We start from the raw sequence: 12,962 nt of genomic DNA on the forward strand, positions 1-12,962 counted from the left end.
ACACCTAATGGGCGTACTTCTCCCGCAGTTCGGTCTTGCGCACCTTCCCCGAGACGGTCATCGGGAAGGCCTCCATGATCCGCAGCCCGCTCGGGATCTTGTAGTGGGCCAGCCGGCCCTCGCAGTGGGCACGCAGCTCCTCCAGCGTCGGCGGGTCCGCCGCGTCGGCCGGGATCACACAGGCGAGGACCTCCTCGCCGTACCTCTCGTGCGGGACACCGACGACCTGGACGTCCCGGATCTTCGGATGGCCGTAGAGGAACTCCTCGATCTCGCGCGGGTAGATGTTCTCCCCACCCCGGATGATCATGTCCTTGATGCGGCCGACGATCTCGACGTAGCCGTCCTCTCGCATCACCGCCAGGTCCCCGGTGTGCATCCAGCGGCCCGCGTCGATCGACTCGGCGGTCTTCTGCGGCTCGTCCCAGTACCCGAGCATCACGCTGTAGCCGCGCGTGCACAACTCGCCCGCGACTCCGCGCGGTCGGGTCACCCCGTCCACGGGGTCCACGACCTTCACCTCGAGGTGCGGCAGGACCCTGCCCACGGTGCCGGTGCGGTGCTCCAGGTCGTCCTCGCGGCGGGTCTGGGTGGAGACGGGCGAGGTCTCCGTCATGCCGTAACAGATCGACACCTCCGCCATGTTCATCTCGGCGACCACCCGCTTCATCACCTCGACCGGGCAGGGCGAGCCCGCCATGATGCCGGTGCGCAGGGAGGACAGGTCGTAGGCCGCGAAGTCGGGCAGGTTCAACTCCGCGATGAACATGGTCGGGACGCCGTACAGGGAGGTGCACCGCTCCCGCTGGACCGCCTCCAGCGTGGCCTTCGGATCGAAGGACGGGGCCGGGACGACGATGCAGGCGCCGTGCGAGGTGGCCGCGAGGTTTCCCATCACCATGCCGAAGCAGTGGTAGAACGGCACCGGGACGCAGATCCGGTCCCGCTCGCTGTAGGCGATCGACTCCCCCACGAAGTAACCGTTGTTGAGGATGTTGTGGTGGGAGAGCGTGGCTCCCTTGGGGAAGCCCGTGGTGCCCGAGGTGTACTGGATGTTGACGGGGTCGTCGCAGGACAGTTCGCCCGCGCGCGTGTGGAAGGCGTCCCGGAGGTCGGGCGTGCCGCGCCGCAGCAGCTCCTCCCAGCTCGGGTCGTCGATGTAGACGGTCTCCCGCAGTCGCGGGCAGTTGCCGCGTACCTGCTCGACCATCGCCCGGTAGTCGCTCGTCCGGTGACCGGTCGAGGCGAACAGCACTGAGATACCCGCCTGGTTGAGGACGTACTCGACCTCGTGCGTGCGGTACGCCGGGTTGATGTTCACCATGATCGCGCCGATGCGGGCGGTGGCGTACTGGACCAGCACCCACTCGGCGCAGTTGACCGCCCAGATGCCCACCCGGTCACCCTTGGCGACCCCGCTCGCGAGCAGCGCGTACGCCAACCGGTCGACGTCCGCGACGAACTGACGGTATGTCCAGCGCCGCCCGGACGGCACGTCGACGAGCGCCTCGCGGTCCGGCCAACGGGCCGCCGTCCGGTCCAGGTTGACTCCGATGGTGTCCCCGAGCAGCGCGGTCGCGCTCGTCCCGTGCGCGTACGAAGCGGTTTCGCCCGGCGTCTGCGAGGTGCCCTCGCCCGGCGCGTGCGGCGCCTCCCTCACCGGAAGTCCTCCTCGCGGTACTCGTCGGCCGACCCCGCCTCGGTCGCCTCGCGCAGCTCGATCCGGCGGATCTTGCCGCTCACCGTCTTGGGCAACGGGGCGAACTCCAGGCGCCGGACGCGCTTGTAGGGGGCGAGGACCTCACGGGAGTGCTCGAACAGCACCTTCGCGGTGTCGGGGCCCGGCTCCCAGCCCTCGGCGAGGACGACGTACGCCTTGGGGACGGCGAGGCGCAGCGGGTCGGGGGCGGGGACGACGGCCGCCTCGGCGACCGCCTCGTGCTCCAGCAGCGCGCTCTCCAGCTCGAAGGGGCTGATCTTGTAGTCGGAGGCCTTGAAGACGTCGTCGGCCCGTCCGACGTAGGTGAGGTAGCCGTTCTCGTCGCGGCTGCCGATGTCGCCGGTGCGGTAGTGGCCGCCCGCCATCACCTCCGCCGTACGGTCGGCGTCGCCGTGGTAGCCGGCCATCAGGCCGACCGGCCGGGCCGACAGGTCCAGCGCGATCTCGCCCTCCTGCGCGCCCGGCGCGCCCGACACCGGGTCGAGGAGCTCCACCCGGTAGCCGGGGCTCGGCCGGCCCATCGAGCCGGTCTTCAGTTCCTGTCCCGGGCTGTTGGCGATCTGCACGGCCGTCTCGGTCTGCCCGAAGCCGTCCCGGACGGTCACCCCCCAGGCGCGCCGCACCTGCTCGATGACCTCGGGATTGAGGGGCTCCCCCGCGGCCACCGCCTCGCGGGGCGGGGTGCGCAGCTGGGTGAGGTCGGCCTGGATGAGCATGCGCCAGACGGTGGGCGGGGCGCAGAACGTCGTCACCCCCGCCCGGTCCATCTCCGCCATCAGCCGGGCCGGGTCGAAGCGGGTGTAGTTGTGGATGAAGACGGTCGCCTCCGCGTTCCACGGGGCGAAGAGGTTGGACCAGGCGTGCTTGGCCCAGCCGGGTGAGGAGATGTTGAGGTGCACGTCGCCCGGCCGGAGCCCGATCCAGTACATCGTCGACAGGTGCCCGACCGGGTACGAGGTGTGGGTGTGCTCCACCAGCTTGGGCCGGGCGGTCGTGCCGGAGGTGAAGTAGAGCATCAGCGGGTCGTCGGCGAGGGTGGGGCCGTCGGGTGTGAAGCCGGCCGGGGCGGTGTACGCGTCCTCGAACGGCTGCCAGCCCTCGGGCGCGCCGCCGACCGCGATGCGCCGGTAGTCGCCGGGGACCTCCTCGAACTTGCCGGTGTCCTCGCTCCGGACGAGGACGTGCCGGATCCGGCCGCGCTCCACGCGGTCGGTCAGGTCGGCGGGGCCGAGCAGCGGAGTGGCGGGGACGACTACGGCGCGCAGCTTCATCGCGGCCAGCGCGGTCTCCCACAGCTCCGCCTGGTTGCCGAGCATGACGAGGATCCGGTCCTCGGCGGCGACCCCGCGCCCGCGCAGCCAGTTCGCGACCCGGTCGGAGCGCTCCGACAGTTCGGCGAAGGTGAGACGGGTCTCGGAACCGTCTTGCTCCACGATGTGCAGGGCGGTGCGGCCGTTGCCGTCGGCGATGACGTCGAACCAGTCGAGGGCCCAGTTGAAGCGCTCCCGGCGGGGCCACTCGAAGCGCTCGTAGGCGGTGGTGTAGTCCTCGCGGTGTTCCAGCAGGAAGTCGCGGGCTCTGCGGAAGTCCTCCGTCGCCGACGTCATCCGTCCTCCTCGCTTGCTTGGTCGTTCGCCGCAGGGTGCTCTCGGCCCCTGCGGCTCACTCCCGTGGTGCCGGACCATTGCCGGGCGGCTCTCTGCCATCGTGTAATCCGTGATGCAGGTCTCACTACCCCCGGACGGGGGTGTGCGGCACCAAGCCGCGCGGAAAGGGCGAGAACGTGGCGGCAGACGCGGCCGGAACCATGGAGATCCGCGGTGCGCTCGCGCGGCTGCGGCGGGCGACGGGGCTGCCGGTCGCCTTCGGCGGCCTGGTGGAGCCGGGGCGGCAGCGGATGCGGATCAGTGAGTTCAGCGGCGCGGCCGGCCTCGCGCTGCGCGGCCTCGCGGTGACCTCGGGCAACGGTCTGGGCGGCAAGGCGGTGGCACTGGCCCGCCCGTGCGCCGTGACCGACTACTCCCTGTCCCGGCAGATCAGTCACGAGTACGACGCGGCCGTCGCCGAGGAGGGTCTGCGCTCGGTGCTGGCGATCCCGGTGATCGTGCGGCGCCGGGTGCGCGGGGTGCTGTACGGCGCCCTGCGCACGGCCCAGCCGCTCGGCGACCGCACGCTGACCGCGGCCGTACAGGCGGCGCGGGACGTGGAGCAGGCGCTGGTGGTCGGGGACGAAGCGCGCGATCTGCTGCTCGCGGCCCGGCCGTGCGCCGCGAGCGCGGGGTCCGGGCCGAGCGCCGGTGCCGGGGCCGACCGGGAGCAGGTGCGGGAGGCGCACACGGCACTGCGCGCCCTGGCTCCGCGGATCGCCGACCCGGTCCTGCGCGCCGAGCTCCTCGCCGTGTGCGGACTGCTGACGCCGAGGGAACCGCAGCGGTCGGCGGGGCGGCCGGTCGTGCTGGCCCCGCGTGAACTGGACGTGCTGGCGTGCGTGGCGGCGGGGGCGACGAACGCGGCGGCCGCCGAGCGGCTGGGCCTGCGCCCGGAGACGGTGAAGGGTTATCTGCGGTCGGCGATGCGCAGGCTCGGTGCGCGGACCCGGGGAGAGGCGGTGGTCGCGGCCCGCAGGGCCGGCTTGCTGCCCTGACCGCGGGCCAGGTCTGCCGCCCCTGCCGCGGGGCGCGCAACATGCCCGTAGCGCGTGCGGTGCAAGATGCGGGGGAGCACCGATCACATCAAGCCAGGGAGGTCCCTCACGACAAGCGACCATTCACTCGGCATCGTCATGAATTTCCCTATGCGTCACGTTGTTATATGCCTCACCATGCCGTGTCTCCGAATTTCAAAGAGACGTTGCCTAGAATTTGGCCCGGACACGACACTCGGAGGGGAGCGGTGACCGTGCGACGGGACTTCAAGGAGCCTGCCAGATGCCGCCCCGACCTGGTCATCGGCAGGGACGAGCTGTTCACGGCCGCCCAGGACCAGCTGGCGCGCGGCGGCAGTGTGCTGCTGCACGGCCCGGCCGGAATAGGAAAGTCGACCGTACTGCGGGCATTGGCCGCGGATTACGGCGAGGCGGCACGCACCGTCCTGCGCTGCTCGGCGACCGAGTCCGAATCCCATCTCCCCTTCCTGGCCCTGGCGGACCTCTTCGGCCTCGTCCTGGGCGAGATCTCGGACAAGCTTCCCGCCGCCCAGCGCACGGCCCTGGAGTCGGCGCTCACCGGCCGCGGAGAATCGACTCTGCAACGTGACGGCCTCGCCCTGCGCCTCGCCGTGCTGTCGGCTCTGCGCGCCCTCGCCGCCGAGGGTCCCGTCCTCCTGGTCGCCGACGACCTCCAGTGGCTGGACTCGGCCAGCGCCGAACTTCTCGGCTTCGCCGCCCGCCGCCTCGGGGACACCCCCGTCCAGCTGCTGTGCGCGGTGCGGACGGAGGACCAGGAGTACGACCGTCATCTACGCGCGTCCCCACCCGACACCCTGGCCGTCCGGCTGAATCCCCTCTCCCGCGCCCAGGTCTCCGCACTGCTCGACCACCGCGGCTACACCGACCTGCCCCGCTCGACGATGCGGGAGATCCACCGCACCAGCGGCGGCAACCCCCTCTTCGCCCTGGAACTGGGCCGTGCCCTCGGCGAGAGCCCGACGCCGCCCCGGCCCGGCGAGCCCCTGCCGGTGCCGACCTCGCTGCGCGCCCTGGTCCTCAGCCGCCTGGACATGCTGTCCGACGAGGCCCGCCGTACCCTGCTCGTGGCCAGCGCCGGCGCCCGCCCCTCGCTGGCCCTGCTGCACGCGGCCGGCCGCGAGAACGCCGAGGCCGAGACCGCGCAGGCGGCGGCGCTCGGGCTGCTGGCGACGGAACCCGAGGGGCCGGCCGTACGGTTCGCGCATCCGCTGATCTCGGCCGCGCTGTACGCGGAGGCGCCCGCCCAGGAGCGCCGGGCCGCGCACGCCGCGCTGTCCACCGCCGCCTCCGATCCCATCGAGCGCGCCCGCAATCTCGCCCTGGCCACCACCGGCACCGACCCGGAGGTGGCCGCCCGGCTCGCCGAGGCCGCCGCACTCGCCCGGGACCGGGGCGCCCCCTCGGTCGCGGCCTCGCTCGGACTGCTCGCCGCCCGGCACACCCCGCCGCACGGCACCCCCGCCCCGGACGACCGGCGGCTCCAGGCCGCCGAGGACGCGATCACCGCGGGTGAGGTGGACCTCGCCCGGGACATCGCGCGCGAGGTGCTGACCCGGGCGACCGTGCCGGCCGAACGGATCCGGGCCTGGGAGGTGGTGATCGAGGCCGCCGGACAGTCCCTGGGCGAGGTCGACGCCGTCTTCCCGCAGGCCCTCGCCGACGCCGGTGACGACCCGCGGCTGCTGGCCCTGGTCCACTACCGGCTGGCCTGGCGCAAGCTGATCGTGGAGGGCGACTTCGCCGAGGCCCGCGAGGAGGCCGCGCACACCGCCGATCTGGCGGCCCGCGGGGACGACCGGCGCACCGAGCTGATGGCCCTCTCCTTCCAGGCCTCGACCGAGACCCTGATGGGCCATCCGAACGCCCCGGCGACCATCAGACGGGCGCTGAAGGAACCGCAGGACCCGTATGTGGCCTGCCATCACAACGGCGTCGGCTCGGCCCGCTTCCGCTGGCTGCTGATGAGCGACCAGCTGCCCGAGGCCCGGTCGACCATCACCGCGCTGCTGCGCGAGGTGCGCCGGCGCGGAATGGTCGAGAGCGAGGTGCACTTCCAGCGCTTCCTCGCCGAGACCGAACTGCGCTCCGGGCACTGCGGGCGCGCCCTCGACCTGGCCCGCGAGAGCCTCAGGCTGGCCCGGGACTCCGGCATCGGCCTGGGCGCCTCCGCGATGCTGACCTCCCTCGCCGAGGCCTCCGGCGGTGACGTCGACCGGGCGCTGGCGCTGGCCCGGGAGGCGGCGGACCACGCCGAGGAGGACGGCGACCAAGTGTACCTCTCGCGCGCCCTGGCCGCGCTGGGCCACGCCCAGTTGGTCGCCGGCGACGCGGCGGGCGCGGTCGGCTCGCTGCGCCGGGTGCGGGAACTGGAGACGGGCCTGGGCATCACCGACCCCGCCCGGGGCCGCTGGCAGGGCGACCTCGCCGAGGCCCTGGTCCGGGTCGGCGAGCCGAGCGAGGCACAGGACGTCATCGACGTGACGCGCGAGCACGCGCTCAGGCTGAGCCGGGAGAGCGTGCTGGCGGTGCTGGACCGGGCCGAGGCGATGGTGCGGGCGGCGCTCGGCGACCACGAGGCGGCGCTGTCCCGGCTGACGTCCGTTCAGGACCGGCTCGCCAAACTGGGATACGGCCTTGAGGAGGCACGGGCGGCCTTCGCGCTGGCCCGGCTGCGCACCGGGCGGCCGGGGCCGACGTCGTACGACGAGGCGGCGCGGCTGTTCCGGCGGTGCCGGGCGCTGCCCTGGCTGCGTCAGGTGGAGGCGGCGGCCGCGGCGGCCGCACCGGAGACGGTCGCCGTCGCCCGGCAGACGGCTCCTGCGTCCGACGCGCTGGAGGGTCTCGCCTCGATGGAGCGTCAGGTCGCCGCTCTCGTCATGGAGGGCGCGACCAACCGGGAGATCGCCGCCCGGCTGTTCATCAGCGTCAAGACGGTCGAGGCGACCCTGACCAGGGTCTACCGCAAGCTGGGGATCCGTTCGCGGGTGGACATCGTCCGGCTGGCGGCGGGGCGTCACGCGAAGTGAGGAATCCGCGGGTTAACTGCCCCTCAGGGGCTCACTGACCCGCACTGGGTCCTGCGCCCCCGCGCGGCGGGTTTCCTGAGCGCCCTCTCGGCGGCGACTGTGGGTTCCCTGGGGCGACCGAGGGTTTTCCCTTCCCCAACTCCCTTAGGGGGTTCCCTCATTGGGGGAAACGGGTGCCGGGTCCTAGCTTAAGGGACGTGCCGCTCGCCCGGGCACACGGGGGTCGGTCCCGCGACCCCCGTGCACTCCCCCCACACCCGCGCGACCCCCCACCGGCAACCCCCACCGAGGAGATCCATGTTCGGGCTCAACCCGTTCAAGAGAACCGCCGCCGTCCTCGCGGCGACCGCCGCGGCGGCGGCGACCGCACTGCTCAGCGCCCCCACCGCTGTCGCAGCGCCGCAGCCGATCGTCGGCGGCACGACGACCACGACCACGACGTACCCGTTCATGATGCAGATCACGGACGCCTCGCAGAACCAGTTCTGCGGCGGCACCCTCGTCTCGGCGACCAAGGTGGTCACGGCCGCCCACTGTATGGTCGGCGAGACCACGAGCAGCGTGCGCGTCGTCGGTGGGCGGACCTACCTCAACGGCACCAACGGCACGGTCAGCAAGGTCAGCAAGATCTGGATCAACCCGAGCTACACGGACGCCACCAACGGCGACGACGTGGCCGTCCTGACCCTGTCGACGTCGATGCCGTACACCACGGCGTCGTACGTCTCCTCGTCCCAGACCGGCGTGTACGCGGCCGGCACCACCGCCCGCATCATCGGCTGGGGCACCACCTCGGAGAGCGGCAGCTCCTCCAACCAGCTGCGGACCGCGACCGTCCCGATCGTGTCCGACTCCAGCTGCAAGAGTTCCTACGGTTCCGACTTCGTCGCGACCGACATGGTTTGCGCCGGATACACATCCGGCGGCACAGACACCTGCCAGGGCGACAGCGGCGGTCCCCTGCTCATCGGGGGCGTCCTGGCAGGGATCACTTCTTGGGGCGAGGGCTGTGCGGAGGCCGGTTACCCGGGTGTCTACACCCGGTTGACCACCTTCTCCAGCCTGGTGACTACGCAGGTCAACTCATAACCCGTCACCGCGTAGCAGCCTCCGAGAACTCCTGAGTACCTCTCAGGGAACGACCGGGGGGCGCTGCGAGCCTCCACGAGCGGCCCGCAGCGCCCCCTATCCAAGCCCTCACCGGTCACCGGTGGGGGCTTCCGGTTTCCCGCGCTTCTCCGCGTTTCCGCCGGTCTGCCGGTCTGCCGGTCTGCCGGTCTGTTGGTCTTTTGGTCTGCCGACGGTCACGGCGTTACGACTGTGCCGAACCGGATGTCGTAGGGCTGTCCCGGGTGCATGACGGCCAGCATCCGCTCGCCCTCCGTGAGTACGTCCTCCCGCTGGGCCCTGGTGAGGGTGTCGAAGGGCTCGACGACCAGGGCGTCCTGTTCCAGTCGCCACACACCGGCCAGGAAGCCGTCGACGAGGAGGGTGCGGTGCGCCTGGTTGCCCTGCCAGGCGCGGCCCCGGTACTCGGACGGGACGACCCGGGTGCGGTCGGCGTGGGAGAGCAGGAGGTTGTCGAACTCGGGGAGGAAGCGGGGCGGGGCCGGCGTCCTGGGGTCGGGGCGCGGGGCGTCGGGGAGGTCGAAGAGCTCGACGCCGTGCTCGTCCCGGAAGGTGAGGAGTTGCGGGCGCAGGCGTTCGAAGGCCTCGCGCAGCCGGGTCAGGCCTGCCCAGGTCTGCATGTCCTTGACCGAGGCCGGACCGAAGGCGGCCAGATAGCGCAGGACCACGGAGTCCTGCGTCGGGGTGGGCCGCGCCGGCCGGGCCAGCCAGTGCTCGGCGGTGGTGAGCGCGACCTGACCGCTCCTGCCCCACAGTCCGCGCGGGGTGACCTGGACGAGGGGCAGCCGGCAGCGGGCGGCGACCGCGAGGGACTGCGGGTCGGCGTCGGGCCACCGGGCGGAGAGGGCCTCGCGCAGCTGCTTCATGGTGCGCGGCTCGGTCTCGACCAGATCGCGGGTGATCACGGCCAGCCGGTCGAGGTCGACCCCGGTGAGACCCTTGCGGAAGTACGTCAGCTCCCGGTCCCGGGCGGGCTGGACGAGCGGCCGGAGGGTCAGGCAGTCCTCGGCGGTGTGGGTGTGGATGGTGGAGCGCATGCTGACGATGCGGACGACCTCGCGGTCGGCCATCAGCTTCGACAGGTCCTCCGGGACGAAGCCGTCGAGGCGGGCGGCGAGCGCGTAGTACGGCGGCTTGACGTTCTGCGCCTGGAGCCCGAGCAGGTGCTCCACGGCGGCACCCGCGGACAGCGCCGCGGGCCGCAGCAGCAGCTGCCGGTCGAGGGTGGCGCGGTTGAGGGCACGGGCGCCGAGCACGGGGGCCGCCGGGTGCGTCGTCTTCGTCATGTACGGCAAGCTAACCGGGCTTGCGGACACCTTGCGTCCGCAACGTCCCTCGCAGACCCTGACCGGCACCTCAGGGCGGCCCGCCCGGGCCTGCTTCCCGGGCCGGGTTCCAAGGCCCTCCCGCACAGCCGTTTGCTCATGTCCACACCGTATGCCCCCTATATCCTGCTGAGTGATCGGCGCGATCCGGCTGATCACGCGGACCACGCGGACCACGCGGACCACGCAGCAAGCAGACGAACGCAGGTTCGACCGGGAGGCACCCCCATGCCCGAGCGTCCCAGGAAGCCCGGCTGGCGCCGCACCCCGCCCGCACCACAGCCGCAGCCGCCCCGCCCGTCGGCGCCACCGCCCGCGGGGCCGGCCGAGGCCGCCGGCATCGTGCGGGCCGTCCTGTACCGCGACGGTGTGCGTGTCCTCGCCCCCGCCACGCTCTCGGAGACCTACCGGGCGCTGCGCGAGCAGCCGTCGGGCATGGCCTGGATCGGCCTGGCCCGTCCGACCGAGGGCGAACTCCATTCCCTGGCGGCCGAGTTCGATCTCCATCCACTCTCCGTGGAGGACGCGAAGGAGGCACACCAGCGCCCGAAGCTGGAACGCTACGGCGACACCCTCTTCGTCGTCCTGCGGGCTGCCCGCTATCTCGACACCCCCGAGGAGATCGACTTCGGTGAGCTGCACGTCTTCGTGGGCCCCGACTTCGTGATCACGGTCCGGCACGCGGCCGCCCCCGACCTGTCGGCGGTCCGCCGCCGGATGGAGGAGACTCCCGAGCTGCTGAAACTGGGGCCGGAGGCGGTGCTGTACGCGATCCTGGACGCGGTGGTGGACGGCTACGCGCCGGTCGTGTCGGGCGTCCAGAACGACATCGACGAGATCGAGACCGAGGTGTTCCGCGGCGACCCCGCCGTCTCCCGCCGCATCTACGAACTCTCGCGCGAGATGGTCGAGTTCCAGCGCGCCACCCGCCCGCTGGTCGGCATGCTGCACGGCCTGATGGCCGGCTTCTCCAAGTACGGCACGGACGACGAGCTACAGCGCTACCTGCGCGACGTCGCCGACCACGTCACCCACACCAGCGAACGCGTCGACGGCTTCCGCCAGGCCCTCACCGACATCCTCACGGTGAACGCGACCCTCGTCACCCAGCAGCAGAACGCGGAGATGCGGGCGCTGGCGGAGGCGGGGTTCGAGCAGAACGAGGAGATCAAGAAGATCTCGTCCTGGGCGGCGATCCTGTTCGCCCCGACGCTGGTCGGGACGATCTACGGCATGAACTTCACCCACATGCCGGAGTTGCACTGGCTGTTCGGTTATCCCTTCGCGATCGTCCTGATGGCGGTCGTCTGCACCAGCCTGTACGTCATCTTCAAGCGGCGGGACTGGCTCTAGGGTTGAGCACTCACCCTCGCGGAGTTTCCGGACTGCCGCCCACGACCAGCGCGAGCATCCCGAACCGACATCACACCAGCACCCTGACCAGCTACCTCAAGATGGCGCAGCTTCATTGAACGATGGCGACCACCTCGGGCTCCGCGAGCCGGCGGTAGTCTTCGGAGAGGATCGCGACCGAGCGATCCAGGCGGGCGGCGTTGAAGTAGAGCTCGCGCTCCTCGAACAGGGCCGGATCGGCCACCACGCCGAGGTCGGGATGGAACGAGAACGGGGTGATGGTCCCGCTCACCGTCCCCCCGAGTTCCTCGGCGACGTCGTGGTCCGCGAAGCGGGCGCTCCGGCCGCCGCAGGCGCGGGCCAGTTGCTTGAGTCTCACCCGGCGATCGCCGGGCACGACGGCGAGTACGTGGCGGTGCGCGGCAGCCCCACCCACCACGGTGACCACCATGCACTTGGCGGCCGCTGAGAGCCGATGTCCCCGCAACTCGCTGGCGCGGACGGTCTGGCCCTCGGGCGGATGATCCATCAGCCGGTAGGGAACGTCCCGATGGTGGAAGAGGTCGAGCAGTTTGCGGTAGGTCGACGTCTCGTCGGTCACTTGTCCTCCAGTGCGGGGCGCTCGGGTCAGCCGGGGGCGCGCGTGGCGTCCAGCGAGGGATCGACGATGATCTTCGCGTGACGGTCGGGCTCGCGGAGTGCGGTGAGGGCGTCGGCCAGACCGGACAGTCCGGTCGTGCCGGTGATGATCGCTCCGGCGTCGATGCGGCCGTCCGCGATGTCGCGCAGGGTCTGCCGGTACTCGGCCGGGCTGCCGCCGAAGGAGCCGCGGACGTCGAGCTCCTTGCCGGCCAGCAGGCCGGGCTCGACGGTGTCGGGGCGCAGGCAGACGCCGACCAGGACGATCTTCGCGCCGACGGGGGCGCCGACCACGACCTGGGCGAACATCCCCGGCGCACCGACGCATTCGAAGAGGACCGCCTCGGTGGGCCGCAGCCCCCGGTATTCGGCCGCCATCCGTTCCGTCATGCCGGCGATCACCCCGAACGAGGTCCACCGGTCGTAGGGGGACTCCACAGCGGGGTCGATCAAAATGTCGGCGCCGAGCTTCTCGGCCAGCGCACGGCGTCCGGCGGAGAAGTCGACGGCGACCACGGGGCCGTGCCCGCGCGCCTTCAGTACGGCAACGATCCCCAGGCCGACCGGGCCCAGGCCGATGACCACCGCGACGGAACCAGGGGCCATCTCGGCCCTGCGGACAGCCCGGGCCGCCACCGAGAACGGCTCGGTGAGCGCGGCCGTACGCGGATCCAGGCCGCCCGGTACGGGCATGGTGAAGGCCTCGGAGAGGATCATGTACTCGCCGAAGCCGCCCGGGAACGCCGGCGTGTAGCCGACGATCCCGCTGCCCTGCGGGCCGAAGCCGATCGGCGGGCCGCAGACCGTGGTACCCACCGGAAGTGCGCGCACGGTGCCCGGACCGTAGTCCACGATCTCGGCCGCGTACTCGTGGCCGAGCACCAGGCCGTTCCTGATGTCGTATGCGGTTCCGCCGGAGCGGCGCGTGATGTCGGCGAACGCCTCGGGGTCACCGAGGGCGTGCAGATCGGAACCGCAGATGCCGCAGGCCAGGGTGCGGACCAGCACCTGGCCCTCTTGAGGCACCGGATCGGGGACCTCTTCGACGACGAGCGCCCCCGCGCGGGTGATGGCGGCACGCATGT

9 protein-coding genes are annotated in these 12,962 nt (G+C 71.9%); 4 read left to right on the forward strand and 5 right to left on the reverse strand.

Going from position 1 to position 12,962, the window contains the following annotated elements; all coding sequences use genetic code 11:
• Window positions 1-4: 4 nt before the first annotated feature.
• Window positions 5-1,660: an AMP-binding protein gene (locus ACFWBB_RS26840; protein ID WP_385277419.1), complete on the reverse strand. Its 1,656-nt coding sequence runs from the start codon at window positions 1,658-1,660 to the stop codon at window positions 5-7.
• Window positions 1,657-3,327, reverse strand: a complete 1,671-nt coding sequence (locus ACFWBB_RS26845) for an AMP-binding protein (protein ID WP_385277420.1) — start codon at window positions 3,325-3,327, stop codon at window positions 1,657-1,659. Before ACFWBB_RS26845 ends, ACFWBB_RS26840 begins: the two co-directional genes overlap by 4 nt.
• Window positions 3,328-3,503: 176 nt before the next feature.
• Here ACFWBB_RS26845 and ACFWBB_RS26850 point away from each other — a divergent pair, with 176 nt between their 5' ends.
• The 3 genes from ACFWBB_RS26850 to ACFWBB_RS26860 all read left to right on the forward strand — a co-directional run bounded on the left by ACFWBB_RS26850 (window position 3,504) and on the right by ACFWBB_RS26860 (window position 8,521).
• The gene (locus ACFWBB_RS26850) at window positions 3,504-4,364 is read left to right on the forward strand and encodes a response regulator transcription factor (protein ID WP_385277421.1); all 861 of its coding nucleotides are present in this window, start codon (window positions 3,504-3,506) and stop codon (window positions 4,362-4,364) included.
• 248 nt (window positions 4,365-4,612) lie between these two features.
• A complete protein-coding gene (locus ACFWBB_RS26855; RefSeq protein WP_385277423.1) occupies window positions 4,613-7,432 on the forward strand; it encodes an AAA family ATPase in 2,820 nt (939 codons plus the stop codon).
• Window positions 7,433-7,729: 297 nt separating this feature from the next.
• Window positions 7,730-8,521 carry a S1 family peptidase gene (locus ACFWBB_RS26860; protein WP_385277425.1) on the forward strand — a complete coding sequence of 264 codons (792 nt, stop codon included), beginning with the start codon at window positions 7,730-7,732 and terminating at the stop codon, window positions 8,519-8,521.
• Between the two features lie 215 nt (window positions 8,522-8,736).
• Here ACFWBB_RS26860 and ACFWBB_RS26865 read toward each other — a convergent pair whose 3' ends face one another.
• Window positions 8,737-9,846, reverse strand: coding sequence for a winged helix DNA-binding domain-containing protein (locus ACFWBB_RS26865; protein ID WP_385277427.1), 1,110 nt, complete (start codon window positions 9,844-9,846; stop codon window positions 8,737-8,739).
• 267 nt (window positions 9,847-10,113) lie between these two features.
• Here ACFWBB_RS26865 and ACFWBB_RS26870 point away from each other — a divergent pair, with 267 nt between their 5' ends.
• Window positions 10,114-11,238: a magnesium and cobalt transport protein CorA gene (locus ACFWBB_RS26870; protein WP_385277429.1), complete on the forward strand. Its 1,125-nt coding sequence runs from the start codon at window positions 10,114-10,116 to the stop codon at window positions 11,236-11,238.
• Window positions 11,239-11,350: 112 nt separating this feature from the next.
• On the opposite strand, the gene ACFWBB_RS26875 is transcribed toward ACFWBB_RS26870, so the two are convergent.
• Window positions 11,351-11,839 (reverse strand): YbaK/EbsC family protein, encoded by a 489-nt coding sequence (locus ACFWBB_RS26875; RefSeq protein ID WP_385277431.1) that lies wholly within the window; start codon window positions 11,837-11,839, stop codon window positions 11,351-11,353.
• A 26-nt stretch (window positions 11,840-11,865) separates the two neighbouring features.
• Window positions 11,866-12,960: a zinc-binding dehydrogenase gene (locus ACFWBB_RS26880; protein WP_385277433.1), complete on the reverse strand. Its 1,095-nt coding sequence runs from the start codon at window positions 12,958-12,960 to the stop codon at window positions 11,866-11,868.
• Window positions 12,961-12,962: the final 2 nt, after the last annotated feature.

The organism is Streptomyces sp. NPDC060000, assembly GCF_042737375.1.
Taxonomy (GTDB): domain Bacteria; phylum Actinomycetota; class Actinomycetes; order Streptomycetales; family Streptomycetaceae; genus Streptomyces.

Coding starts and splice junctions, on each gene's coding strand:
- ACFWBB_RS26870 (WP_385277429.1), top strand. CDS start 10,114: ATGCCCGAGCGTCCCAGGAAGCCCGGCTGGCGCCGCACCCCGCCCGCA.
- ACFWBB_RS26880 (WP_385277433.1), bottom strand. CDS start 12,960: ATGCGTGCCGCCATCACCCGCGCGGGGGCGCTCGTCGTCGAAGAGGTC.
- ACFWBB_RS26865 (WP_385277427.1), bottom strand. CDS start 9,846: ATGACGAAGACGACGCACCCGGCGGCCCCCGTGCTCGGCGCCCGTGCC.
- ACFWBB_RS26845 (WP_385277420.1), bottom strand. CDS start 3,327: ATGACGTCGGCGACGGAGGACTTCCGCAGAGCCCGCGACTTCCTGCTG.
- ACFWBB_RS26860 (WP_385277425.1), top strand. CDS start 7,730: ATGTTCGGGCTCAACCCGTTCAAGAGAACCGCCGCCGTCCTCGCGGCG.